This window comes from Actinoplanes sp. KI2 (assembly GCF_025630775.1).
Classification (GTDB): Bacteria; Actinomycetota; Actinomycetes; order Mycobacteriales; family Micromonosporaceae; genus Actinoplanes.
Genome location: NZ_JAOSZE010000003.1, coordinates 45,758 through 70,768, shown reverse-complemented (window position 1 = coordinate 70,768; position 25,011 = coordinate 45,758). Strand labels below are relative to the sequence as shown.

At 71.0% G+C, this 25,011-nt stretch carries 22 protein-coding genes and 1 tRNA gene; 10 read left to right on the top strand and 13 right to left on the bottom strand.

Annotation, left to right across the window (positions count from 1 at the left end; all coding sequences use genetic code 11):
- Positions 1–53 precede the first annotated feature (53 nt).
- Positions 54–2,021 carry an L-lactate permease gene (locus tag ODJ79_RS03685; RefSeq protein WP_263021866.1) on the top strand — a complete coding sequence of 656 codons (1,968 nt, stop codon included), beginning with the start codon at positions 54–56 and terminating at the stop codon, positions 2,019–2,021.
- Here the strand turns inward: ODJ79_RS03685 and ODJ79_RS03680 are convergent.
- Positions 2,018–4,780, bottom strand: coding sequence for a beta-galactosidase (locus ODJ79_RS03680; RefSeq protein WP_263021865.1), 2,763 nt, complete (start codon positions 4,778–4,780; stop codon positions 2,018–2,020). The genes ODJ79_RS03685 and ODJ79_RS03680 overlap by 4 nt on opposite strands.
- A 317-nt stretch (positions 4,781–5,097) precedes the next feature.
- Here ODJ79_RS03680 and ODJ79_RS03675 point away from each other — a divergent pair, with 317 nt between their 5' ends.
- From ODJ79_RS03675 to ODJ79_RS03665, 3 genes are all read left to right on the top strand, one after another.
- Positions 5,098–5,976 (top strand): serine protease, encoded by an 879-nt coding sequence (locus ODJ79_RS03675; protein WP_263021864.1) that lies wholly within the window; start codon positions 5,098–5,100, stop codon positions 5,974–5,976.
- A 181-nt stretch (positions 5,977–6,157) separates the two neighbouring features.
- Entirely contained in the window at positions 6,158–6,586 is a 429-nt protein-coding gene (locus ODJ79_RS03670; RefSeq protein WP_263021863.1) for a hypothetical protein, read from the top strand.
- A 170-nt stretch (positions 6,587–6,756) separates the two neighbouring features.
- Positions 6,757–8,841, top strand: coding sequence for a cellulose binding domain-containing protein (locus ODJ79_RS03665; RefSeq protein WP_263021862.1), 2,085 nt, complete (start codon positions 6,757–6,759; stop codon positions 8,839–8,841).
- Here ODJ79_RS03665 and ODJ79_RS03660 read toward each other — a convergent pair.
- Both ODJ79_RS03660 and ODJ79_RS03655 read right to left on the bottom strand, forming a co-directional pair.
- Positions 8,813–9,802 carry a fatty acid desaturase gene (locus ODJ79_RS03660; RefSeq protein WP_263021861.1) on the bottom strand — a complete coding sequence of 330 codons (990 nt, stop codon included), beginning with the start codon at positions 9,800–9,802 and terminating at the stop codon, positions 8,813–8,815. The genes ODJ79_RS03665 and ODJ79_RS03660 overlap by 29 nt on opposite strands.
- 91 nt (positions 9,803–9,893) lie before the next feature.
- Complete coding sequence (locus ODJ79_RS03655; RefSeq protein ID WP_263021860.1) at positions 9,894–10,124, bottom strand: hypothetical protein; 231 nt, start codon at positions 10,122–10,124, stop codon at positions 9,894–9,896.
- Positions 10,125–10,399: 275 nt separating this feature from the next.
- Between ODJ79_RS03655 and ODJ79_RS03650 the strand changes: the two genes are divergently transcribed.
- On the top strand, positions 10,400–11,200 hold the full coding sequence (locus tag ODJ79_RS03650) for a right-handed parallel beta-helix repeat-containing protein (RefSeq protein ID WP_263021859.1): 801 nt from the start codon (positions 10,400–10,402) through the stop codon (positions 11,198–11,200).
- Here ODJ79_RS03650 and ODJ79_RS03645 read toward each other — a convergent pair whose 3' ends face one another.
- From ODJ79_RS03645 to ODJ79_RS03625, 5 genes are read right to left on the bottom strand one after another with little or no spacing between them, the layout of a single operon-like run.
- Complete coding sequence (locus ODJ79_RS03645) at positions 11,201–11,584, bottom strand: VOC family protein (RefSeq protein WP_263021858.1); 384 nt, start codon at positions 11,582–11,584, stop codon at positions 11,201–11,203.
- Positions 11,577–12,467 carry a fructosamine kinase family protein gene (locus ODJ79_RS03640; RefSeq protein ID WP_263021857.1) on the bottom strand — a complete coding sequence of 297 codons (891 nt, stop codon included), beginning with the start codon at positions 12,465–12,467 and terminating at the stop codon, positions 11,577–11,579. Before ODJ79_RS03640 ends, ODJ79_RS03645 begins: the two co-directional genes overlap by 8 nt.
- A gap of 22 nt (positions 12,468–12,489) precedes the next feature.
- The gene (locus ODJ79_RS03635; RefSeq protein WP_263021856.1) at positions 12,490–13,272 is read right to left on the bottom strand and encodes an SAM-dependent methyltransferase; all 783 of its coding nucleotides are present in this window, start codon (positions 13,270–13,272) and stop codon (positions 12,490–12,492) included.
- 15 nt (positions 13,273–13,287) lie between these two features.
- Positions 13,288–14,325: a hypothetical protein gene (locus ODJ79_RS03630; RefSeq protein ID WP_263021855.1), complete on the bottom strand. Its 1,038-nt coding sequence runs from the start codon at positions 14,323–14,325 to the stop codon at positions 13,288–13,290.
- 16 nt (positions 14,326–14,341) lie between these two features.
- Positions 14,342–15,046: an alpha/beta hydrolase gene (locus ODJ79_RS03625; protein WP_263021854.1), complete on the bottom strand. Its 705-nt coding sequence runs from the start codon at positions 15,044–15,046 to the stop codon at positions 14,342–14,344.
- 316 nt (positions 15,047–15,362) lie between these two features.
- Between ODJ79_RS03625 and ODJ79_RS03620 the strand changes: the two genes are divergently transcribed.
- Positions 15,363–15,563 carry a hypothetical protein gene (locus tag ODJ79_RS03620; protein WP_263021853.1) on the top strand — a complete coding sequence of 67 codons (201 nt, stop codon included), beginning with the start codon at positions 15,363–15,365 and terminating at the stop codon, positions 15,561–15,563.
- 245 nt (positions 15,564–15,808) lie between these two features.
- Positions 15,809–16,477 (top strand): DUF6518 family protein, encoded by a 669-nt coding sequence (locus ODJ79_RS03615; RefSeq protein WP_263021852.1) that lies wholly within the window; start codon positions 15,809–15,811, stop codon positions 16,475–16,477.
- A gap of 17 nt (positions 16,478–16,494) precedes the next feature.
- On the opposite strand, the gene ODJ79_RS47100 is transcribed toward ODJ79_RS03615, so the two are convergent.
- A complete protein-coding gene (locus tag ODJ79_RS47100) occupies positions 16,495–16,902 on the bottom strand; it encodes a DUF6262 family protein (RefSeq protein ID WP_411267259.1) in 408 nt (135 codons plus the stop codon).
- Between ODJ79_RS47100 and ODJ79_RS03610 the strand changes: the two genes are divergently transcribed.
- Both ODJ79_RS03610 and ODJ79_RS03605 read left to right on the top strand, forming a co-directional pair.
- Positions 16,837–17,118, top strand: a complete 282-nt coding sequence (locus ODJ79_RS03610) for a hypothetical protein (protein WP_263021851.1) — start codon at positions 16,837–16,839, stop codon at positions 17,116–17,118. The two genes, ODJ79_RS47100 and ODJ79_RS03610, sit on opposite strands and share 66 nt — an antisense overlap.
- 236 nt (positions 17,119–17,354) lie before the next feature.
- Positions 17,355–17,636 carry a hypothetical protein gene (locus ODJ79_RS03605; RefSeq protein WP_263021850.1) on the top strand — a complete coding sequence of 94 codons (282 nt, stop codon included), beginning with the start codon at positions 17,355–17,357 and terminating at the stop codon, positions 17,634–17,636.
- Positions 17,637–17,690: 54 nt separating this feature from the next.
- On the opposite strand, the gene ODJ79_RS03600 is transcribed toward ODJ79_RS03605, so the two are convergent.
- The 4 genes from ODJ79_RS03600 to ODJ79_RS03585 all read right to left on the bottom strand — a co-directional run bounded on the left by ODJ79_RS03600 (position 17,691) and on the right by ODJ79_RS03585 (position 24,283).
- Positions 17,691–17,766, bottom strand: a tRNA-His gene (locus ODJ79_RS03600).
- Positions 17,767–17,860: 94 nt separating this feature from the next.
- Positions 17,861–18,451: an oligoribonuclease gene (gene orn, locus ODJ79_RS03595; RefSeq protein ID WP_263021849.1), complete on the bottom strand. Its 591-nt coding sequence runs from the start codon at positions 18,449–18,451 to the stop codon at positions 17,861–17,863.
- Positions 18,452–18,710: 259 nt separating this feature from the next.
- Positions 18,711–22,520 carry a hypothetical protein gene (locus ODJ79_RS03590; protein ID WP_263021848.1) on the bottom strand — a complete coding sequence of 1,270 codons (3,810 nt, stop codon included), beginning with the start codon at positions 22,518–22,520 and terminating at the stop codon, positions 18,711–18,713.
- A gap of 104 nt (positions 22,521–22,624) precedes the next feature.
- Positions 22,625–24,283: a copper resistance protein CopC gene (locus ODJ79_RS03585; RefSeq protein WP_263021847.1), complete on the bottom strand. Its 1,659-nt coding sequence runs from the start codon at positions 24,281–24,283 to the stop codon at positions 22,625–22,627.
- A gap of 104 nt (positions 24,284–24,387) precedes the next feature.
- On the opposite strand from ODJ79_RS03585, the gene ODJ79_RS03580 reads away from it, so the two are divergent.
- Positions 24,388–24,936, top strand: coding sequence for a sigma-70 family RNA polymerase sigma factor (locus ODJ79_RS03580; protein ID WP_263021846.1), 549 nt, complete (start codon positions 24,388–24,390; stop codon positions 24,934–24,936).
- Positions 24,937–25,011 lie beyond the last annotated feature (75 nt).

The following is a 25,011-nucleotide window of genomic DNA, read 5'->3' as shown; positions in this document are numbered from 1 at the left end:
AGATTCATGGAAAGTGATCGATTGGCTGCGCGACCGACAGTTGGGTGGCTGACATGCTGGCTGATCAGTTCAGGATCGTGACCGACCCGGTGGCCAACTCGCTGGCGCTGTCGGCCATTTTTGCGGTGTTGCCGCTTCTTACGTTGTTCGTGTTGCTCGGGGCGTTGCGCGTGCGGGCCTGGCTCGCGGGCGTCATCTCGCTGGTCGTCAGCCTGCTGGTGGCGATCATCGTGTATTCGATGCCGGTCGGGCAGGCGCTGCTGTCGGCCACCGAAGGGGCGGCGTTCGGGTTCTTCCCGATTCTGTGGATCGTGCTGAATGCAATCTGGGTCTACAACCTGACGGTGGTGAGCGGGCACTTCGACGTGTTGCGGCGGTCGATGGCTCGGGTCAGCCCGGACATGCGGATTCAGGCGATCATCGTGGCGTTCTGTTTCGGGGCGCTGCTCGAGGCGCTTGCCGGGTTCGGGACGCCGGTGGCGGTCACCGTGGTCATGCTGATGGCGCTGGGTTTCCCGCCGGTTCGGGCGGCGGCGGTGGCGCTGATCGCCAATACCGCGCCGGTGGCGTTCGGGGCGTTGGCCACGCCGATCGTCACGCTCGGGACGGTCACGTCGGGGGCCTCGGACGATCCGCGGCTGAACACCGACACGCTGGGGGCGATGGTCGGTCGGCAGACGCCGGTGCTGGCGTTGATCGTGCCGCTGATCCTGGTTGCGGTGATCGACGGGCGGCGGGGGATGCGGCAGACCTGGCCGGCGGCGGCGGTGGCGGGAGTGGTGTTCGCGGTGGCGCAGTTCGCGGCGAGCAACTACATCTCGGTGCCGCTGACCGACATCGTCGCGTCGCTGGCGTCGGCGGCGGCCGTGGTGTTGCTGCTGCGCATCTGGCAGCCGTCGGAGGTGCCGGCGCTACACGAGCCGGCGGTGGCGACGGTCGGCGCGGTGGCGACGGGCGATGCGGGGATCGGCCGGAACGGGTCGGCGGAGGCGAGCACGCCGGGCAGCCGGCCGACAGAAGGGGCGGAGATCGGATCCCGGCCGCCAGAAGGGGCGGGGACCGGAACCCGGCCGCCAGAAGGGGCGGGGACCGGATCCCGGCCGCCAGAAGGGGCGGGGACCGGGCGCCGCGGTGCCGGAGGCACTGACGGGGCGGCGAGCTCCACGGGGGACGATGCAGAGATCTCGGGCAGCACCGACGGTGACTCTCCTGCGGTCGGGAACGGGGTCGACGCGTACGGTCAAAGCAGCGCAACCCTCGATCAGCGCGACCCGCCCGCGGAGATCGCCCGCGCCTACGCCCCGTATCTGATCGTGATCTTGCTGTTCTCGATCGTGAACCTTGGGCCGGTCAAGGCCGCCCTCGCCAAGGAGCCGTGGACCACCGTGTTCGGGTGGCCGGGACTGCATGTGCTGAGCGCGAGCGGCAAGCCGGTGTCCTCGACCAACTTCACGTTCGGATGGCTGCCCGCGGCCGGCACCCTGATGATCATTGCGGGGATCCTGACCGCGATCGTGCTGAAGGTGCGGCCGGGGCAGGCGATCAGGGCGTACGGCGATACCTATTGGACGCTGCGGCACGCGATCGTGACCGTGATGGCGGTGCTGGCGCTCGCCTACGTCATGAACCAGTCCGGGCAGACCAACACGCTCGGCGCGTTCCTGGCGCAGGCGGGCAGCTTCTTCGTCTTCCTGTCGTCGATTCTCGGCTGGATCGGGGTGGCCGTGACCGGATCGGACACGTCGTCGAACGCGCTGTTCGGGGCCCTGCAGGTGCAGACCGCGACGAAGGCCGGGCTCGATCCGTTGCTGCTGGCCGCCGCGAACTCGTCGGGCGGCGTGCTCGGCAAGATGATCAGCCCGCAGAACCTGGCGATCGCCGCGGCGGCGGTGGGGATGGCCGGCCGGGAGGGCGACATCTTCCGGAAGGTCGTCGCCTGGAGTGCCGTCCTCCTGGCCCTCATGTGCGTGCTGGTCACCCTGCAGGGCACCCCGGTGCTGAGCTGGATGATCCCGTCCTAGCGGCGGGACACCCCCAGCGTGGTGAGGCGGATGCCCTCCGGTGCGTTCGCCTCGCCGCCGTCGCTGGTCACGGCGAGCGCGACGGTGTTGCGGCCGCGCGGGTCGAGCACCCCGGTCGGCAGCGCGAACGTGTGCTGCGGGCCGACGTCGGCGATGTATTGGCCCATGTTCCAGCCGTTCACGAAGATCAGCACGCGGTAGTGCCGGGAGTTGTGGGGTACGGACGGGTCTCCGATGGTCAGCCCGAGCGACGCGTCGACGTCCGCCGGGATGTGCAGGTCAAAAGTCGTCCGATACCACGCCGTACCCGAAATAGCGGAATCGTCGGGTAGCGAGCGCGTCGACCAGGAGCGGTCGCGGAAACCGGGAAGCGACCAACCGTTCCGCTCGCCGTACAGGCCGCCGTTGTTGAGCGGGCCACGCATCGGATCGACGCTCGCCGCGCCCTGGATTCGCCAGGTCACCGCCGAGGGCACCACGCCGTCGAAGGTCGCCCCGATCACCCCGCGCCCCTCCTTGTGCGCGTCGTTGACCCCGCCGTCCTCGTTGTGCCCGTCGTTCCGCACCATGATCGACAGCGTGTGCGGGCCGGCGACCTGCAGCGCGGACGGGATCGCGAAGGTGTCGTTGCCGCGGGTCGGCGGCGCGGCGACCCCGCTCGGTATCTGACGCTGCCCGAGGTAGGTGCCGTCCAGCCAGGCCTGGATCAGGCCCGCGCCACCGCCGCCCCAGTCGACGCTCACCGCGGCCGGCGCTGTGCCGTCGAAGTGCCCGCGATACCAGACGTCGCCGTGGTGGAAGCCGTAGTCGTCGGCGGTGAGCACGACCTGCCCGGCCGGCGGCTTCGTGGTGCTGTTGGTGACGGTCAGGTCGGCCGTGCGCCAACCGCTGTCGTCGAACCCGGGCGCCGCCTCCGGCGACTCCGCCGCATACCGCCAGGTGGTCAGCTCCGGCAGGGTGATCTGCCGCGGCCCCGCCAGATTGCGTACGGCGACCAGCCCGCCCCCGACCGCAGGACGAACCGCCACCGGCCGCCCGTTCCAGGTGACCAGGCACGCCGCCGGGGCGCCCCAGATCTCCAGGGGTGCGGCCGCCGTGGTGTCCCCGGTCAGCGCCAGCCGCCCATCGTGCACCCGCGCCGTCCGCACCAACTGGGGACCCCGGACCAGCAGATCGTCGACCCGCCAGAACTGGGCCGCGGTGTCCTCGTCGGCGATCAGCAGGGTCAGCGCGGGCCGGTCCGCAGCCGTGATGCGTACGCGAATGAGCCCGTGATGGGAGTAGGAAAGCTTCAGATCGCCGGCCGTCGGGTCATAGTCGGCGGTAGCCGCCCCGTCGAGCACGTCGACGGTCGGCGACGACGGGTAGCGCAGCACGGTCTCGCCCGCCTCGCCGTCCCGCCCGTGCAGCAACGCCACCCCGCGCAGGTGCGTCTCGATCTCCGACGTCGAGTAGACGAGGTGGTTGCCGGCCAGGTCGTAGTCGGCGACCAGCGTCTTGGCGTCCTGCCCGTGCAGCCGCAGCGGCACGGTGTACGACCCGTCCACGGTGGAGATCGGGAAGGTGAAGCTGTCGTCGGTGGTCGCACTGGACGGGCTGTGCACCGCGAAGTAGAAGTTCGTGCCGGTCTCGGCGTTGACCGTGTGCTCGATCCGCACCGCCGCCGACGAGGACGGCACGTCGGCGCCCTTGTCCACCTTCGTCAGCGGCGCCACGCTCTGCACGAAGTAACCGAGCGTCTTCAGCGTCTGCGCCTTGGCGCGCAGCTGCCGCCCCTCGTCGATCGCCGCGCCGTAGTCGTACGAGCTGTACACGACCGGCGCCGGCAGCCAGCCCCAGGAGGTGCCGCCGGAGACCATGTAGAAGTTCTGCACGGTGAGCCGGTTGGCGATGTTGGTGCCGTAGAAGACCCGCTCGTAGCCGGGGCCCTGACGGATCGCGGTGCACGGGTACGTGCCGACGCTCCCCCAGTAGTCGAACCAGCCGCCACCGAACTCGGCCACGAAGCCGGGCGTGGCGTTCGAGGCGGAGGCGCCGCCCTTCGCGCCGCCGGCGCCCTGAATTCCCCAGTCGGGCGCGTTGTTGGGCGAGCCGACGGTGCCGTCGGTGTGGCAGGTGCCGCCGGGGTAGCCGTCGAACGCGTACAGGTCGACCGGACCGGGGACCGTGCCGGGCACGGTCGACGACGCGGGCACCCAATAGCCGTTGCGACCCTTGTCGTTGTGGAAGATCGGGACCTGGATGCCGTCGGCGCGAGCCTTGTCGTACAGGTGCTGCAGGTAGTTGCGCTGCGAGGTGCCGGTCGAGGCCAGCTCGTTCTCGATCTGGTACAGGATCACCGAGCCGGTGCCGTTGCTGAGCTGGTGCCGGGCGATGATCGCGTCGATCGCGGACTGCCACTCGTCGGTGGCGGCCAGGTAGTCGGGGGCGTCGCTGCGGGCCTTGCCGGCCTGGGTGGCGAGCCACGCCGGGAAGCCGCCGCCGTCGGCCTCGGCGTTGATGTACGGGCCGGGGCGGGCGATCACGTAGAGCCCGGCCTCGTCGGCGATGTCGAGCAGCCGGTCCATGTCGCGGACGCCGGTGAAGTCGTACTCGCCGGGCGCCGGGGAATGGTAGCCCCAGTCGAAGTAGACGGAGACGGTGTTGAAGCCGATCGCCTTCATCTTCTGCAGGACGTCGCGCCACAGGGCGGGGCTGGGCAGCCGGAACGGGTGCATCTCGCCGGACCAGACGAAGGTCCGCCGCCCATCGATGATCATGGAGTATTGGTCGAAGGCGACGGAGTGTGCAGTCTTCCTGTCGGTTACGGGCGGTGGCGCGGCCTGGGTCGGCGTCGAGGCGGACCCGAACCCCAGGACCGCCACCGTGAAGGCCGCCAGGAAAGCCCTTACCCTGTCGAAGCGCATCGATACATGCTGATCGCCCCGGTGGCGCGCCGTCAAGCGATCGTTGACATCGATGCACGCCGATGAAAGGGTACGGGCACCGGTGTACGCGTGTCGCCGACCCGGCACGCCCGGCCACCAGCACGGCGGCGGGCGATCCCCTGCCGCCACCAAGCAGAAGGGATCCCCCCATGCGTCTCCGTCGGGCTTTCGCCTTGGGTGCCGCCGCCGTCGCGGCCGCTACCGGCGTGATCGCCGGGCCTGCCCCGGCCCAGGCCGCTCCAGCCCAGGCCGCCCCGGCCCAGGCCGCCGCCCCAGCCCCGGCCCTCGCGGCCACCACGCTCGCCTCGACCATCGCGCTGAGCAACTGCTCCGCCTCGCTCGTGCGCTACCCCAGCTCGGTCAGCAGCGACCGGGCCATGATGCTCACCAACGGGCACTGCTACGAGGGCGGCTTCCTCAGCGCCGGCCAGGTGCTGCAGAACAGGAGCAGCAGCCGGTCGGGCACACTGCTGAACTCCAGCGGCCGCTCGCTCGGCACGGTCCGCGCCGACCGCGTGCTGTACGCGACGATGACCGGCACCGACGTCACCCTGTACCGGCTCACCTCCACCTACGCCACCCTGAGCAGCCGCTACGGCGCCACCGCGCTGACCATCTCGGCCGGCCACCCGGCCGCCGGAGCGAGCATCGCCATCCCGTCCGGGTACTGGAAAGAGATCTGGAACTGCAAGATCGACAGCTTCGTGGGCACGCTCCGCGAGGACGTGTGGACCTGGCACGACTCGGTCCGGTACGACGCCGCCTGCGACACGATCCACGGCACCTCGGGCTCCCCGCTCGTGGACGCGTCCTCGGGCCAGATCGTCGGGATCAACAACACCGGCAACGACGACGGCGAGATGTGCACTCTCGACAACCCGTGCGAGGTCGACGCCAACGGCGTCACGCATGCCTACCAGGGACAGAGCTACGGCCAGGAGACGTACTGGTTCACGACATGTCTGAACTCGGCCCGGACGATTGATTTGTCCATCTCGGGGTGTCTTCTGACCAAACCGGCATCCTGACTCGTCCGAACGGACGAATCGCCGCAGGTCCGGCACCTTATTTTTGCCGGAATACATTTCTCGGAATCGAAATATCGCACGTCCTTTTCACCTAATCGTGTTTGCGTTTCCGCACGGACAAATGCCGCATTTTTCCTATGATCTTCACATCGGCAATATCCGGACACGAAGAGGTGAATCGATGAATAAAGCAACGCGGATGCTGGTGATGACCGGAATGGCGGTTGTCGCTGCGGCGACGTTCAGCGCGGGCCCGGCGATGGCCGACACGGCCGCGCCGGCCCCGACCCAGCACAAGGTCACCACCCAGAGCCAGACCACCACGGAGAACACCAAGAACTGGGGTCCCGGCTGGGGTCCCGGCGGGTCGCGGGTCGTCGGGTACTTCAGCAACCCGTTCACCTGCAACCAGGTCGGCCGCAACGGCATCTGGACGCACCGCTGGGACTACTACAACTGCTACCCGGTTCCCTTCGGCTTCGGCGGAAACTGGGCGCTGCGGGTGACCTGGCACCGCTTCGGCTTCCCCGGCCACGGCTGGTTCGGCGGCCCCGGCTGGGGCGGCCCCGGCATCGGCGGCTTCGGCGGCCCGGGCTGGAACCGGCACTGATCCGTCGCGACCGGCGCGGGGCCGCCCCCATCGGGGGCGGCCCCGCGCCGCATTTCCCGGGGAAATTGCCCGGAAATCTCCAGGCCAAAAGCGATGTGCATTGACAGCCTTCGTTATCGGACGCAATATTGGGAGCGCTCCCAAACCCCCAATTCGTCCCCTGGAGAGCCATGCCATCCGCGATCCCCCGCCGCGCCGCGCTGGGCGCCGCCCTGCTCGCCGCCACCGCCCTGGCCGCGCCACCGGCGCAGGCCGCACACGCCGCCACGACCCCCGTCACCGCCCTGGCCGCGCCACCGGCGCAGGCCGCCTACGCCGCCACCACCCCCGTCACCGTCACCGTGAACGCCCGGGCCGGCCTGGCCACCGTCCCGGCCACCGCGCTCGGCGTCAACGACGCCATCTGGGACACCACGCTCGGCACCAACGCGGTCGCCGACCTGCTCGGCGCCGCCGGCGTCAAGATGATCCGATACCCCGGCGGGTCCTACGCCGACATCTACCACTGGGAGACACACACCGCTCCCGGCGGCTACGTCGCCCCGAACACCGACTTCGACACGTTCATGGCCTCGGCGCGCCGGACGGGCGCCGAGCCGATGATCATCGCGAACTACGGCACCGGCTCGGCCGACGAGGCCGCCGGCTGGGTCCGGTACGCGAACGTCACCAAGAAGTACGGCGCGAAGTATTGGACCATCGGCAACGAGAACTACGGCAACGGCCACTACGGCTCCTCCTGGGAGGCCGACGACCACGCCGACAAAAGTCCCGCCCAGTACGCGGCCGAGGTGATCGCGTACGCCGACGCGATGAAGGCGGTCGACCCGACGATCAAGGTGGGCGCCGTGCTCACCATGCCGGCGAACTGGCCGGACGGGCTGGTCGGCGGCGGCGACGCGGGCACCTGGAACCAGGTGGTGTTGCAGGCCGCCGGCCCGCACATCGACTTCGTCGACGTGCACTGGTACCCGGGCGGCGGCAGCGCGGCCGAGGCGATCGGCAAGACGCAGTACCTGGACGACTCGATGTACCTGCTGCGCGATCAGATCAACAAGTACGGTGGCGCGAACGCGAGCCGGATCGGGATCAGCCTCACCGAGACGAACGTCGGGGTCGGACAGAACACCCAGCCCGGGGCGATCTTCCTGGCCGACGCGTACAGCAGCCTGATCGCCAACGGCGTCTTCACCGTGCAGTGGTGGAACGTGCACAACGGCATCGGCACGCCGTCGACCGTGGCCGGGCAGACCGACTACAACGACTTCGGGCTGCTCTCCAGCGGAACGTGCACAGGCGACGGCACGGTCTGCGAGCCGCCGCTGAACACGCCGTTCGCGCCGTACCACGCGCTCAAGCTGATGTCCTCGTTCGTGCACCCGGGCGACCAGATGGTCCAGGCCTCGGCCGACAACGCGCTGGTCACCGTGCACGCGGCGCGCCGGCCGAACGGCGATCTCGGGGTGCTGCTGGTCAACAAGGACCCGGATGCCTCGCACGACGTTGCCCTGAACTACCGGGGCTACACCCCGTCGGCCGCGGCGCCGACGGTGCTGACCTACGGCAACGGCGACACCGCGGTGCACGAGGGCAGCGCGAGCACGCTGCCGCCGTACTCGCTGACGCTCTTGACCTTGCACCCCGGCACGAGCAACGCGGCGGCGCCGAACGCGCCCGGCGCCCCGAGCGCCTCGGCGGTCACCGAGCGCGGCGCGACGATCTCCTGGCCGGCCGTGAGCCGCGCCGCGAAGTACGAGGTCTACCGGGCGAACGGCGCGATCAGCGAGCAGCTCGGCGAGACGACCGGCACCTCGTTCACGGTGGGCAACCTGCAGCCGGGCAAGCGGTACACGGTCAACGTGCTCGCCCGGGACGCGGCCGGTCGCCTCTCCTGGTCCTCGCCGCCGCTGACCTTCACCACCGGCGCGCCCGCCACCAGCACGTGCACGGTGAAGTTCGCGGACGTCAACGACTGGGGCAACGGCTACGTCGCGCAGGTCGACATCACCAACACCGGCGCGGCGCCGCTGAACGGCTGGACGCTCAACTTCACCTGGCCGACCACGTGGCAGAGCGTGAGCAGCGGGTGGAACGCGACCTGGACGCAGACCGGCACCGACGTGCGGGTGACCAGCGACGCGACGCTCGCCGCGAACGGCGGCAGCACCTCGGTCGGCTTCGTCGGCGCGTACAGCGGGCCGAACGTGCTGCCGGCGGCGTTCACCCTCAACGGAACGCTCTGCTCGACGAGCTGACCCCGTCCGCACCTGATGCGCCGCCGGTCTCCGATGTCCGCGAGGATGTCCGCGAGGATGTCAGCGAGGATGTCAGCGAGCCGGCGGCGATCGGGCCGCGGAGCTGCCGGGCCACCGCTTGCCACCAGCCCAGGTCGAAGCGGCCGCCGTCGGCCAGGAACGCGCCGCGCAGGCTGTGCCAGGCCAGCCCCGGGTACCTGTGGTGGACGCCGTGCAGGTTGAAGGCGAGCACGAACGACTCCAGCAACCGCGGCAGGCGAAGGTTCATCGCCTCGAGCGGCTCGTCCAGCGCCGTGCCGTAGTGGTAGGCGTTGTCGGCCACCGACACCAGGAATGCCCGGCCGGCCAACACCGAGATCAACATCCACCCCTTTTGACCGTACGCGAGGAAAGCCCCCGCATAGCCCAGGACGATCAGCGCGGCGTCGACCCGGAACTGGCCCAGCCGGCGCCCGGTGACCGCGTCGAACAGCAGCGCGGTGACCGTGTCCGGCGTGTCGAGCAGGCGGCGCAGCCGATGCCAGGCGCGCCGGGGCGCGAGCGCGAGCACCACCGACGCGACCTCGGCGAGGTAGAGCCCGCCGACCAGCCGCAGGTAGTAGCCCGGCGCATGCGATGCCCAGCTGCCGGTGTCGTAGACCTCGGTGCGCTCCCGCGGCGTACGGCTGAATCGGTGGTGCAGGAGGTGACCGGACTTGAGCAGGATGAACGGCGCGCCGTAGCCGACCGCGAGGGCCCGGCCGAGACGGTCGTTCCAGGCGCGGTCGCGCAGCAGCGAGCCGTGGATCGACTCGTGCAGGATCGACCACAGATGCGTGCTGGTCAGCACCAAGGGGATCAGTAACCAGCCGGGCAACGCCGCCAGCGGGATCACGTAAAGCTGCAGCAGGAGAGAGCCGAGGGCGCCGGCAACCAGCAGGCCGGAGGTCACCGTCGAGCCGTAGGTGCGGGCTGATGGCACGTTTCTGCAAGCTAGCCGCGACAGGAGACCGGCATGTGTACGGCAGTTGAAGGCCGGCCGGAGCCTGATCGACTCCGGCCGGCCCCTCCCCTCACAGACCCAGGTTCGCCTGTGGCCCCGCGTAGGTCTTCACCAGCGACGGCACGTCGGCCGCCGGGTCCAGGGTGTACGAGTAGAAGCTCGACGGCGTGAACGCGCTGCCGCTGGTCTCCTGCTTGCCGGTGCAGCTGACCACGATGCTGCCGGTCTGCCTGAGCTGGGCGGTGGAGTCCGGGTAGTACGGGTTGTTCACGTGATCGAAGTAGCCATTCTCGATCACCATCTTGGTCGCGCCGCGCGAGTAGTTCCCGTACGACGTGATGTTCTGCAGGTAGTTGTCGTAGAGGTGCGCGTACGCCAGGTTGTCCGCGCTGGGATTGCGCTGCGTGTTGTTGAACAGCCAGTTGTGATGGATGGCGACGGTTCCGCGGATCGGCCGATGTCCCTCGGCCGGGCGGTCGCGGCCGTCCGGCCCGGCCAGACGATCTCGCTGCGCGGCGGCACCGGCTCACCGACCCGATCTCGATCACCGCGAGCGGCACCGCCGACAGGCCGATCGTGCTGCGCAACTACCGCGATGAGCGGCCCGTGCTCGACGCCGCCGGCATCCTCGCCGACAAATGGGCGATCACCCAGCATTCGTCCTGGTGGACGGTCCAGGGCCTGGAGATCAAAAACTCTCGGAGCCACGCGTACGTGTGCAGCTCGTGCACGCACATGCTGTTCCGCGGTCTGACGTCGCACCACAACGCCCGGTCCGGTCTCATGCTGCGCGACCCCGGCACCGCCGACAACCGGGTGCTGAACAGCGACTTCCACGACAACGGCACCGGCTTGTCGATCCAGTTCGGGGACGGCGCGGGCAACCTCGTGCGCGGCGACCGGTCCTGGGGCAACGCGGCCGCCGGTTTCGATCTCGGCGACTTCGGGTCGCCGGTGACGCTCGAGTACGACTGGGCGTACGGCAACGAGCAGAGCGGCTTCGCCCTGGCCGGCGGCACCGTCACCGCCGCGCACTCGCTGCGGCACGATGTGGCCTGGGACAACGGCGGCAACGGCTTCACCGACGACGGCGCCGGCGCCCCGGTCTCGATCGTGAACAGCACCGCGTTCCGCAACGGCGCGGCCGGCTACGCGTTCCCGGCCGGCCCGGTGCTGCTGCGTTCGGACGTGGCGGCAGGCAACCGGACGCCGGCCACCCTCTCGGCCGACGCGCGGCAGAGCCGCAACGACTGGGACCCGACGTTCCGGTCCACCGACCCGGCCTCGGCCGAGGGACCACGCCGGGCGGACGGCTCGCTACCCCGCACCACCTTCCTGGTCACCGGCAACGGCACGGGCGCGTCCATGGGCGGCTAGTCAGCCTGAAGCGGCCGACCCTGAGCGGGCGCCCCCGGTCAGATCCAGCACACACACCGCGTTGCCGAACGGGTCGGCGAGGATCGCGCACCAGCCGACGGCGATCTCGAACGGCTCGGTGCGCACCTCGAGGCCGCTTTCGCGCCAGGACGCGGCGGCGGCGCGGACGTCCTCGACGAGGTAGTGCACGGCATGCGCGGGTGGCAGGTCCATGGTGTGCAGCACGACCTCGGCGTCCGTCTCGGGCAGGCCCATGCCGGCCGAGGACTCGTCCCGCCACAGTTCGCGCAGGCCGAGCCGCTCGGCGTAGAAGCGGGACGCCGCCGCCAGGTCGTCGACCCGGACCAGCACGCAGTCGATCTTTCGCAGCCGCACCTCAGACATAGCGCGCCACCGCCGCGGCGATGCGGCCGACGAACGGGCGGCCGAACTGCGAGTCGCCCTCCACCGTGACGACGGCCAGATAGCCGAAGAGTCGCCACAGCTCGCGGCGCTCACCGAAGGTACGGTCGATCGGCATCACCGCACGGTAGGCGTCGAACACGATCGGCGGGACCGGCGCGAAGTAGTCGAGCAGCGCCAGATCGATCTCGGGATGGCCGTAGTAGGGCGCGACATCCAGCAGGTAGGCGCCGTCCTTGCCGGTCAGGAAGTTGTTCTGCTGGGCATCGCCGTGCAGCAGCGCCGGCGGTGCTTGCGGACCGCAGATCTCGGGAAGGCGCCCGATCAGCCGCTCGACGCGTTTGGCGAGGTCGGCGTCGAGGCGGCCGGCGTCGACCGCGCGCCGCAGCAGGGGCGCCAGCCGCCTCGTGCCGTAGAACGTCGGCCAGTCCCCGGCCGGCCGGTTGTCCTGCGGCAGCGGCCCGAAATATCCGTCAAATTCGACGAGCCCGAAATATCGCCCGCGGACCCGGTGGAGTTTGGCCAGTTCGTGGCCGATCGACGCCCACTGCTCCGGGGTGCGGTCCTCGGCCGGGATCTCCGGGATCGCTTCCAGCAGGACGAGGGTGCCGTGCTCCAGGCGTACCTCCGCAATCGGTTTTGGCACGGCGACCGCATGTCGCCGCAGCAGCTCGAGCCCCCGCAGCTCGGCGGGGGTCTCGCCACCCAGATTGAGCTTGGCGAACACCGAGATCGGCTCGCCGTGAAAGATCCCGCAGGGATGCGACGCCCGCTCGCCGAGATCGGTGAAGCCGGTCGCCCGCCATGGCTCGCCGAGATGGCGGGAAACGGCCGCCGCCACGCTCGGTGCCCACCTTTCGCTCACCGAACCATCCTCGCCGGAGAGGTCAGGGCTTGCGGGCGACCGCGCCGTAGACCGAGACCGCCGCGTCGGACGCGGGCGGCTCGTCGGTGTCCGGGCGCCACTGCGGCAGCACCTGCAAACCCGGGTCGATCAGGTCGAGGCCGGTGAAGAAGCGGACCACCTCCGGCCTAGTGCGGACGCGCATGGTGACGCCCTGGCGGCGGAAGATCTCGGTCACCGCGGCCCACGCCTCCGGGGCGAAATCCCCGGTCAGGTGGGACAGCGTGAGGTGGCTGCCCGGCGGCAGGGCGGCGAGCAGCTCCGCCACCAGCGCGTACGGGTCCTGGTCGTCGCCGACGAAATGCAGGACCGCGATCAGCAGCAACGCCACCGGGCGGTCGAAGTCGAGGGTTTCGCGCACCTCGGGCGACTCCAGGATGGCCCGCGGGTCGAGCAGGTCGGCCTTGAGGAAGCGGGTCTCGCCGGTGCCGTCCAGCAGGGTCGCGGCGTGGGCCAGCACGATCGGGTCGTGGTCGACGTAGACCACCCGGGCACCGGGATGCACCGACTGGGCGACGTGGTGCACATTCGGCGGGCTGGGTATGCCCGTGCCGATGTCGAGGAACTGGTCGATGCCCTGCTCGGCGGCGAGGAAGCGCACCGCGCGGCGGAGGAACGCGCGATTTTCCCGGGGCGGGACGCGGCTGTGCGGGTTCGACCTGATGCCCTGCTCGGCGGCGTGCTTGTCGGCGTCGAAGTAGACGTCGCCGCCGAGCAGGTAGTTGTAGACGCGGGCGGGATGCGGGCGGTCCGTGTGCAGGTCCACCCCGGCATCGTGCACTCAGGACAGTCGGCTCGTCCAGGACTTTGCCTCGTCGGCGGGCAGCTCCCGGTCGACGGTGAGCTCCGGGACCATCAGCGGGTACTGCCGGCCGATGGTGGAGCCGCGCGGGTGCGACGGCGGATTCACCACGATCACGCGGCGACCCTCGACCAGCGGGATGTCGGCCGGACGGCCCTCGCCCCAGATCGGATCGCCATCGGCATCGGCGAGCTCGAACTGGAGGCGGACGCCGCCCGCCGGCACCATCAGGCCGTCCCGGGCCGCGGCCACCCAGTCCGGGTCGGGTGCCTCGCCGGGGACGCGGCCGGCGCCGACCAGGACGTCCGCGAGCAGAAGGTGCAGCTGGATGTTGTCGCCGACGCCGCTCATCGTCATCTCGAAGACCTTGCCGCTCGGCCGGTGCGCGACCAGGAGCGGCGCGTCGTCGAGGACGCGAAGCAGGCCGAGCAGCCAGGGCGCGTCGTCGGCGTGCTCGGTCATCGCGATCGTCGCGACGGTCAGCCGGTCACGCTGCGGCAGGGCCTGCCGGCAGCGCTTCTGCTGCAGCGGAAGCAGCAGGGCGGGGATCCAGTCGTTCACCGAGAACCAAGCCTGCGTGATCGCGCCGGCCTCCTCGACGCTGAGTCCGGCCGAGGGCGCGGCCGCGACGATCCGCTCGCGCAGCGCGCGGTACTCGTCGGCGGTGGCCGGCGCGGGGACGTCATCGCCGAGCTTGTCGGCGAACAGGCCGAACTGGGCCGCCGCCTCGAGCCCGCCGGCGAGCCGCTCGACCAGTACGCCGAGCACCGGCATCGGGTCGGCGCCCATCTCGATCAGGCCGGCCGCCAGGGTGGCCAGGAATCCGCCGTTGCCGAGAGCCACGTCGGAGAGCGCCGGCCCGAGCTGGAGCAGGCCGGCGCTGAGCTCCGCCTCGTCGGCGAGGGGCACCCGCTCGACGATGGCGCGGTGGTTCTTTGTGGACTCGGTGCCGTCCAGGCGCAACACGGCGGAGGCCAGCTCGGCACAGAGCGCGGGCAGATTGCGGTGTCCGATCACTCGCGCATGGTAATCGTTACATCATCGTCGCGAGGACCAGGTCGACCGCGCGCAGGATGGCGGCCCGGGAGGCGTCGTCATCGTCGAGGTAGTCGAAGCCGTGCCGGCCGTGCGGCACCTCGACCACGTCCGGCCGGGACTTCGCGGCGCCGAGGAACGCGCTCACGCCCTCGGCGATCGCCGGGTTCTCCCGGCCGACCCGGGTGAGCACGATCGGTAGATCGCCGGCGGCCGCCACCGCGTCGACCGCACGGAAGCGGTCCGGCACCGGCCAGCCGGGCAAGGGCACCAGCAGCGGGTACGTGAGTGCCACGCACCGCAGCCAGGGCGGCGGCTCACGCAGCCAGTCCGCGGCGAGCAGCCCACCCCCGGAGAAGAACCACAGCGCGACGCGTCCGCCGTCCACCCGCGGGTCGGCCCGGACCGCCTCGACCGCGCCGCGGACGTCGTCGGCGGCGACCGGGTACGCATCCGGGGCGTGCAGCCGATGATCCACGGTCGCGCCGAGCACGCCGCGGCCGGCGACCAGGGACGCGTACGCCTGGAAGACCGGCCAGTCGCGCGGGGTGGGCCGCACCTCGGCCGGGAACGGACCGCCGTGCACGAGCAGAACGGCGGGCCGCGGGCGCCCGGTGTCGTCCGGCGGGTAGAGGTCGATCGAGCCGTGCCGTTCCGCCGTACGGGTGTCGACCGGTAGGACGAAGGGCTTGAGGAAGTCCATGACCGGGAGGCTAACCGCGGAGATCCCGCCACGGGGTCGGCAAATAGACTGAAGGGCCCGGCCATCATGACCGGACCCCGCAGTATTTCCGATGGGGTGGTCGACGGGACTTGAACCCGCGGCCACCGGGACCACAACCAAGGTCACGCAGCCCTGACACCCCGGGTGCTCGACGTTTGAGGAGGTGAGCGACACGCCAACGCCGTGGATGACATCGAATGGCCGCATCTGGGAGCGGCTGCCGACCCCGCTCCGCTCCCAAGCGATCGAGCATCCCGGGACCGCCACAGGCGTTGACTAGCGCCTAGACTTAGGCATGGCCTCGCCCATCGATGACGCTCTCCGCCGCACCGCCGATGCGGTCGCCCGCTACGGCTCACCCGAGCAGATGATCGGCGCCGCCGCAAAGAGTCTCGCCGGGAAACCCTGCCAGGTGCGCGCCGAGATGGAAGCCAACGCCCTGCACGACGCGATCCTTCGTCATCGCCGACCAGCACGCCGGCCCGCCCCCGACTGAGAAACGTGCGGCACCACTCGCAACGGCTTTGCGGTCGCCATGGGTGTGCGAGCCTGGGTACTTCTTCGGTACGGCCACGGATATTTCCTCCCCATGATCAGTCGACCATGCTTGAGAAGCTCCGCCAAACCGGGGGGACCTCAGCTGCGGGCTATGGCCTTTGCCTCGGGCGGCGCATGCTGACCCGCGAAGATTGCGAAGCATGCGAATGCGGACACGTTGCGATTGATCTCTAGGCTGCACGGATGCGCACGCACGCTCGACTCTGGTTGGCTCCCGCGATCGGTGCCGCGTTCGGCGCCGTGACCGCCGTGGTCGACAACATTCCCCGGATGCAGGGCGTGATCGGCCAGGCGCATAGTGACGACGGCGCGGTCACGTGGACGGCCATCTACTTCAGCAAACACCTCGACACCGGCTGGTCGTGGGCCGCGCTGGGATTCCTCCTGGGCTTGCTCTCCGGCGCCGGAGCCCGCCCGGCCCGTGCGGCGACCCTGGGGGCGGTCGCAAGTGCGGTCGGGCTCGTCTTCGCCACCGTGGGGTTCTATGGGGTTGAGCCACTCGTCGGTACCAGTCACGACCGTGGCTTCATCATCTACTGGCTGATGGGGTCAGTGGTGTGCGGACTTCCGCTGGGCGTTCTCGGCGCGACGGCACGCCGTCGCAGCGTGCTCGGCTTGATCGCGGCCCTGACGATCCCCGTCGGCGCGGCGACGCAGATGGTGGTCTTCCCGCTCTGGCTGGGACTGCCTGGCGAGAGTTCCGCGGACGCCTGGGCGCAGGCGACGGTGTGGGTGGGCGCCATCATGGGTGCCGCGTTCGTGGTCGTTCGATACGGCCGGTCGTTGCTGGCTCGACGCCATCCCGATCAGCAGGTCCAAGATGGTTTAGTCGAGTCGACACAGACCATCTGAGGTAGATCCGTAGCGCATCAACTTGGGACGACGGGCGGCGGGTCGCGGTGTGCCCGGAGGTGTCCGTGGGCGCGGGCGAGTTGGTCGCGGAGTAGCCGGTTCTCGTTGGTGAGTTCCTGGATCCGGTGATGTGCGAGTTCGAGGCGGTGTTTCCAGGAGTCGTCGGTCGCAGTGGTGCGGGGCTGGGTGGGCAGCCGGGGTGTGGTGGTCCGGCTGTTCTGGATTTCGTCGAGGAGGCCGTGCTGGGTGTAGATCCAGGAGTGTGCGATGCCCGCGGCGCGGGCGAGGCCGGCGACGCTGATCGGGCGGTTGTCCCGGCGTGACTCGGCTAGGGCGGCGAGGGCGCGCTGTCGGGTGTCGTGTTGGCGTTGGACAGTTACCGATACCTGTTCGAGGTCTTCATCCTGCCCAGGTTCGGCGACGATCCTCTGATCTCCCTGACGAACGAGGAAATCGCCAAAGCAGGTAAGGGGCTGATGACCGGCGGGTACGCCAGGAAGACTGCATCCAACGCGCGCGGTGCACTCTCCGTCGCCCTCGCCGACGCCGTTCGTCGGTACATCCCCCTGAACCCGGCCGCTAAGAACAAGGCAAGGGGCGTAAGGGTGGCAGCCGGATCGAGCGGATCGAGAAGGCGGTGAAATTGTGGGCGTCGCCGTTGCAGGTGCTGCTTATTGCGGAACGCGCGGCGGTCATCTCCGGATCGGGCGCGACGTTCGTTACGGATATCACCATCGGCTACACCGGCTGCCGATGGACACGCCGCCGCAGGGCCGGGGCCGGCCGCGGGTCACCTTGGATTTGCGCCTGGCGTCGTAGGCTGCCGGTCTTACCCGGCCTGACCCCGCACGGCCAGCGGCATGGGTATCAGACCTGGATGGATGAGGCGGGCATCCCGTACGTCGCGCATTCACAGCAGATGGGGCACGAGGTACCGGGCATGCGCGGGGTCTACAGCCACGTCACCGATCGGATGCTGGCCGACATCCGCGACGCACTCGAGCAGCGGTGGATCGAGTCGCTGCGGGCGCGGGCCGCACTGTCGCCGACGTCGGCGGTTCCGGTGCTGAACGCGGCTCTGATGGCTCTCGGCGTGCCGCCCCGGCCGCTCTCGCTAGGAGCCTTCGCTCCCAACCTGCTCCCAAATTCGGACACCTGAGCGGCGAAGCGCCTGACCGCAACAGCGGTCAGGCGCTTCGACCTGGACTTCCGATGGGGTGGTCGACGGGACTTGAACCCGCGGCCACCGGGACCACAACCCGGTGCTCTACCAGCTGAGCTACGACCACCATCGCGCACGGGAAACTCTCCCCGTGGTGCGGGCCAATCATAGCGGCATCGCCCCGGGGGCCGTCGAGCGGGTTCCCGGCGCGGGTGAGTGACCTACAACTCCGCGGCTATCGCCTTGGCCGTCTCGACGTCCGGGCCGGGCTGCGGGACGAAGATCGCGCGGCGGTAATACTCCAGCTCACGGATGCTCTCGCGGATGTCGGCCAGGGCTCGGTGGGCGAGGCCCTTGGGCGGCTGACCGAAGTACACCCGGGGGTACCAGCGGCGGCACAGCTCCTTGATCGAGGAGACGTCGATCATCCGATAGTGCAGAAACGAGTCGAGCACGGGCATGTCCCGGGCGAGGAAGCCGCGGTCGGTGGCGATCGAGTTGCCGCAGAGCGGGGCGGTGCGGGGATTCGGGACAAATTCCCGCACGTACGCCATGACCTGCTCTTCCGCCTCGGCGAGCGAGATGGTCGAGCGCCGGACCTCCTCGGTGAGCCCGGACTTGGCGTGCATGTCGCGCACCACCGGGGGCATGGTGTCCAGCGTCGCCTCGTCGGCATGGATCACCAGGTCGACGCCCTCGCCCAGCACGTTGAGCTCGGGGTCGGTGACCAGCGCCGCGACCTCGATGAGCTTGTCCTTGCCGAGGTCGAGACCGGTCATCTCACAGTCGATCCACACCAGAAGATCAGCCACGCCGACAGCCTACGCCCGCGTACGGCGTGTCGGCGGTACGTCCCGGCGGCCGACTCGTCCGGGCAGTACCCGCCCGCAGACGTATTTTGTCCGCTTTCGGGGCATGACTTCCTAGTTGGGCGCTTCGCGGGATAAACTGGCCTTAACGGACGAACCCCCCTTCGGTTACTCCGTTCCCCGGTAAAGGGCCCTCCGCGTCGGCAGCGCGGAGGGCCCTTTCGATGTTCTCTTTGCACAGCTCACCGGGGTGAGCGGCGGGTCAGTCGTCGGCCGGCCGGGTCGGGGCGGACCGGCGGCGGCGCACCGGCTCGCGCGGGGCCGGCTCGACCGGCGCCGGGTTGGTAACGGTTCGGCGGCGGCGCTGCGCGGAGGCGGCGAAGAGCTCGGCCGCCTCCCGTTGGTAGTCCGACAACAGACCCAGGGAGGACGTCGATTTGGTGGCGCCCGTAGCGCGGGCCGCGGTCGATTTGGCGGTGGTCGCGGTCTTGGCCGGCGTCGTCTTGGTCGTGGCCGCCTTGGCGGTGCCGTCCGCCTTGGCGGTGCCGTCCGCCTTGGTGGTCCCGGCCGGCGTTTCCTTGGTCGGGGTGGACCTGGTCGCGGGCGGCGTTGCCTTCTTGGTCGCGGCCGCCTTGGTGGCGCGTGCTCGAGTCGTCTTGGGTTTGACTCCTGTCTCGCCGGGCTCGTCGGTCGGGCGGGCCGGGGACGTGGGCTGCGGTTCGGCGCTGGTCACCGCGCGAGCGGCTACCGCCTCGGCGGCCCTGAGCCAGGCCGCGGGCGTCGGGCGGCCACCGAATCCGGGCGGTCGCCCGCCGAGGCCGATGCCCTCCTCGGGCTCGGCCTGTTTCCGGGGGCCAGGACGTTGTGTCAGGAGTGCCTCCGACGGGGCCTCGGCACCCGCCACAACCCCGGCAACGGTCGATGCCGATCCCGTCGCCGGGGCGGCGGTCGATGCGGCCGTGGCGGCCTCGTGCAGGGCGGCGGCTTCCGGCGCCTGGGACCCGGACCTGTGCTCGGCCTTGCCGACGGCGGCAGCCGAGTCGGCCGGAGCCGAGTTCGGCCTGGGAGCGACGCGGTTCTGGCCGGACGACTGGGTCGGCCCGGCGACGACGCGGTTCTGGCTGGACGACTGGGTCGGCGCCGGCACGCGAGCGGGCGCCGGTGCGCTCGCCGACGCGACAGACGGCTGCGGTCGGCGGGTGGCATCCGTCGTCTGCGCGGGCCGGGCAGCCTCGGCGGGGACCGAGGCCGAGGCGGCGATCGAGCCCGGCTTGGGAGCGGACACCGAATTGCGGTCGTGCTGACCGGTCCCGGTGCCCGCTCCCGCGGCCTGCCGCGCCCTACTGGCGGTTAGGGGCGGCTCGGCGCCGGCGCTCGCGGTCGTCGCGGAATTCGACGACCCTGCCGAAGCGCCCGGCGTGGCGGGCCGAAGCGGGCTCACAGACTCGGCCGTAGCCGAGAATTCTTCGCGTTGCACGGTAGACCCTGCCGGCTGCGAATTCCCCATGGATCGACCGAGTTCTGCGTCACCGGGCGCCGGCTCGGCCGCCGCCACCGACGGCCGCCCCAGCCCGAAGACCTTGGGGAACGGATTTGCCCGCTCCCCCGCCCGCCAGATCGGCGAACTCGACGGCGCCGCCGTCGGGCTGGTCACCTCGGTCGCGGACGGGACGGCAGCACCCGGACGGCTCGGGACCGCCTCGGCCTTGACCGGCTTGACCTCAGCCGGCTTGACCCCAGCCGGCTTGACCCCAGCCGGCTTGACCTCGTTCAGCTTGGCCCCGGCAGGCCTGGCCTCGGCTGGCTTGGCCTCGTTCAGCTTGGCCCCGGCACGCCTGGCCTCCGCTGAGCCGGCCTCACCAGGCTTCGCCCCGGGAGATCTGGCCTCGGCGGGCCGCGGCTCCGCCGGCCTGGTGTCCGCTCCGCGCGCTTCGGCGGATGGCGCCGGAATTCGCGAGGGCGGCCCCTGGCCGACGCCGGGCGAAGGCTGACGCCCGACGCGGTACGAGTCAGCGCGGGTCAAGCCGGACGCGGCGGCCCAGTCGGTGGCCTTCGGCCCGGTGATGACGGAAACCCGCTGCGCCGCCACGCGCGACGCAAGCCCCGCAGGCCCGCCGACCACGGCCTCCCGCGTCACCGCCCCACCGGATGTCGCGTCCCGCCCGGCCGAAGCCAACACCGGCGACGTCGACGCCGCATCCCGTCCGGCTGAAACCGCCACCGGCGACCCGGACACAGCATCCCGCCCGGCCGAAGCCGCCACCGGCGACGCGGACACAGCATCCCGCCCGCCCGAAGCCGCCGCGGGCGAACCGGACGTCGCGTTCCGCCCGGCGGAAGCCATCGTGGATGCCCGGCCGGCCGGCGATGCCGCCACCGTCTCGCGCTCGGCGGGGGCCGGCGGCGTGACATCGCCCCGCGCGGCCCGCGCGTCGGCGGTCCCGGCCTCGTAGGCGGCGGCAACCGCGCGATCCCCGGACGACGCCGGCTGCCCGCCGCCGGGAGCGGGTCGATGTCCGCCCGACTTCGGGCCGGGATGACGCGGTTCCGGGGGCATGGGCTGCTCCGCCGAGGGCGGTTTCTCGTCGGCCGACGCCTTCTTGCGGGCCGCCTCGGCCAGGCGTGCCGCCGCGGCCGCCTCGGTTTCCCGGGCCCGTTCGGCGGCGGTCTCCGCGACCCAGGCGTCGACCGCCGAGGCGTGGAACATGGGCAGGTCACCCGGTGCCCGCTTGCTGTGCCGACCGCGCTCGGTGCGCCGCCCGGACAACGAATCGGGCGGCGACGGCGGGTCGCCGAGCGGCAACGACACCGGACCGCCCGCCGACGACGGCCGGATGAAGCTGAGCGGTTCACCCGGAGCCGGCGTCCGCTCGGCCCGGGCAGCCACCTGGGCGAGGGAAGAATCCGGCCGGCAGTCCACGAGGCGCCCGGGTATGACCTGCGGGCCGGGACCGACCTGCGGGCCAGGGCCGCCGGGGACGACCTGCGACACGGAACTGCCCGGGACGACCTGCGACCCGGGACCGCCCGGGACGACCTGCGAAGCGGGACTGCCGGGGATGGCCGTAGCCGCCGCGTACTCGGCCGCACTCGGCGCCGCTCGCGTCAGCAGCGCGTCCTGCCCAGCGAGCGCCTCCTGCCCGGCAAGCGCCTCCTGCCCGGCAAGCGCCTCCTGCCCGGCAAGCGCCGGGCTGCCGGTCGGCGGCCAGGCGAACTGAGGTGCGGCCGACGGTAGGACGCCCGCCCGCTGCGCCTCCGCCAGCGTCCGCGGCCGATGCTCCCCGGCGGACCGGAGCGCGCCCACCGACTCCAGCGGCAGGGGCGCGCCGATCGCCGCCATCAGGTCCGGGACCTGGCTGGGCTCGACCACGTACACGATCTCGCGGCGGCGGACCGGCCAGGCCAGCACGATCAGGCCGCCCATCACCAGCAGCGTCCCGAGGGTCATCAGTCCCCACGCGCTGGAGTCGAGCCAGCCGGGGCGCACCTCGGCGGTGGTGTACAGCTGCAGGCCGGAAACCGCGCCGGGGCTCATCACCACGAGGCTGTACGGCCCGCCGGTGACCTCGCCCGGCGACCAGGCCAGCGCACCGTCCCCGGCGCGCAGCCAGAACGGGGCGCGCTCGGGAATGTCGGACGGGGACCGCCCGCCGTCGAGGGTGGAGACGGTCACCGGCAGGGTGCCGGTGCCGATGTCGACCGACTTGACCGTGCTGTGCGGAACGCCGTACAGGTAGTCGGCGACGGCGGAGGCGGGGGCGATGCCGAGAAAGGCCGGGCCGTCCTGGCTGCGCACCGTGATCCGCAGCTGGGTGTCGCCTATCCGGGTGAACGGGGCGTCCGACCGCAGCAGCCGGTCGACGTCGGGGACGACCAGGGCGTACCCGGGAATGGTCAGCCGTTGCAGGTTGCCGCTGAACGCGCCGCCCTGGTCGCGATGCTGTATGGCCGCCCACAGCACCGCGCCGGCCAGCAACGACGGCAGGCCGATGGTCAGCAGCAGTATTCCGAGGACGGTGCGCAGCACCCGCATCAGCTTCTCCCCCTTCTCGGGCCGTACTGCGCCGACCATACAGATCTGAATCGCCACAAAGTGGTCGAATGGTCGCGAAAGTCACTGATAGATACGAGAACGGCCCGGACCTCCTCCGAGGCCCGGGCCGTGAGCGCCGTATGTCAGGAGATGGTGGCGGTCATGGTGAGCGTCTGCTCATCGACGTCGCTCGTTCGCGCGGTGAACTTGAACGTCCACTGACCCGCCTGCGGCAGCGCGACGTCGCCGATCGCGTGGAAGTCGGTGATCCGCAGCAGCGGGATCTGGATCGGCTCGATGCCCTTGGCCGGCAGCGCGGCCGACCCGGACCACTCCACGACCGTGAGGGGCTTGTTGTCCGGCGTGTACGCGTACAGGTGAATCGAGTTGTTCCCGGTGGTGGCCGGGAAGATGTCCACCTGGATGGCCATCGTGCTGCTGGTCAGCGTCTGGCTCACGGTCGAGGTGGTGGAGCCGGTGTCGGCCGCCTCGGCGGTGCGCGGCGGCGCGATCTGCACCAGCACCGAGGTCACGCCCAGCACCACCGCCGTGATCGCCAACTCGACCCCGACCAACCGGCGCAGGCCGCGCGGTTTCTCCTCGGCCGCGCGGGACTTCACGATCCGCCGGGAGAACCAGGCCACCACGAGCACACCGGCCGCGAGCGCGACCTTGACCAGGATCAACCGCCCGTACGTGCTGTTGACCAGCCCATCCAGCGAGGACACCTCCACCAGCGCCTGCACCACGCCGGCCAGGATCAGCGCGGTCACCGCCGTCGACGCCCAGCGCGACCAGATCGGCAGGATCGCCGCGAGCTCCCGCTCGTTCGCCTGGCGCAGCAGGAAGCCGGCCAGCATGACCAGCCCGCCCAGCCACACCGACATGGCGGCCAGGTGGATCGCGTCGACCACCACCGAGACGCCGGCCACCGGGGAGGCGGTGGGGTGCCCGGTCAGGGGCCAGGTGGCCAGCGCGGCCACGCCGAGGACCCCGAGCAGGGCGAGATCGGTTTTGGACTCCGCGCCCGAGCCGCGCAGCAGCGGGCGGAGCAGGAACGCCGCCGCGCACAGCACGCCGAGCCGCACCAGCATCACCGCGCCGAACGTGCTGCCGAGCACATCGCGCAGATCACCCACGCGTACGTCGAACAGCCCGGTCCCGAGTGAGTAGGGCACCTGCAGCCAGATCGCCATCAGGGTGCTCAACGTCACCAGACCCATGCCGGTCCAGACCACCCGGGCCGGCCCGCGGCGGCTCAACCGGTGCGGCCAGAGCAGTGCCAGCACCAGCGCCGGGCCGACCAGGAACACGAGCCCGGCGTACCCCAGGTATTTGGCCACCGGGATGAGCACCCGGACCACCGGGTCGACCTTGGTGTCGTTGACGGCTGCCGACGGCGGCGTCGACGCGGCGCCCACCGAATAGGTGAAGCTGCCACCGACCGGGTGGCTGTCGGCCGAGATCACCCGATAGCTGACCAGGTACGTCCCCCGGCCGCCGCCCGAGCGCAGCGGGATCGTCACGGTGTTGCCGCTCGCCGTGGGCTCGCCCTGGTCGGCCCGGGAGTTGTCCGGCGCCAGCACCTGGATCTTGCCGCTGACCAGCTGCACCGACTCGCTGAAGGTCAGCGTCACCTTGTTCGGCGCGTCGGGCACGATCGTGCCGTTGCCCGGGTCGGTGGCCACCAGCGCCGCGTGCGCGCTGGCCGGCGCGGCCGCGAGCAGCACGCCGAACAGCCCGAGCAACAGGCCGGCGGCGCCCGCCAAGGCCCGGCGACGATCAAAAGTCATGCGCGCCATGCTCCACGATCCGGTCGGAACTGCCCACCGGCGGGTAGTCGCCGATGCGCCCCACATGGTTCCAGAGGCCCCCGACAGTTCTGCTTCCCGTACCATGGCCGCTCATGACGGCGGGCGCAAACGACCACGATTCGACCACGGAGCTCGCGCTGGCCGCCGGTGCCGGCGACGCCGCCGCCCAGTCCGCGTTCGTCCGGGCGACCCAGGCCGAGGTGTGGCGATTCACCGCCGCGCTGGTCGACCCCGGCGCCGCCGACGACCTCACCCAGGAGACCTTCCTGCGGGCGTTCAAGGCGCTGCCCGGGTTCGAGGGCCGGTCCTCCGCGCGCACCTGGCTGCTGGGCATCGCCCGGCGCACCTGCGCCGACCACCTCCGCGCCGTGGTCCGCCGCCGGCGGCTCGACGCCCGGCTGGCCGCGCAGGCCGGCACCGAGCTGCCCGCGCCCGACCCGGCCCACCGGCTGAGCGCCACCGACCTGCTCGGCCGGCTCGGCGAGGAGCGGCGCACCGCGTTCGTGCTCACCCAGGTGCTCGGTCTCTCCTACGCCGAGGCGGCCGCGGTCGAGGAGGTGCCGGTCGGCACCATCCGCTCCCGGGTGGCCCGGGCCCGCGACGAGCTCGTCACCGCCGTCGCCCAGGCGCGCGCGGTCTGAAACGCGCGGTCCAAAAGGGGTAGAAAGGCCCTGCCGGCTCCCAGAAAAACCACAGCAGACTGAGGGAACCTGGGC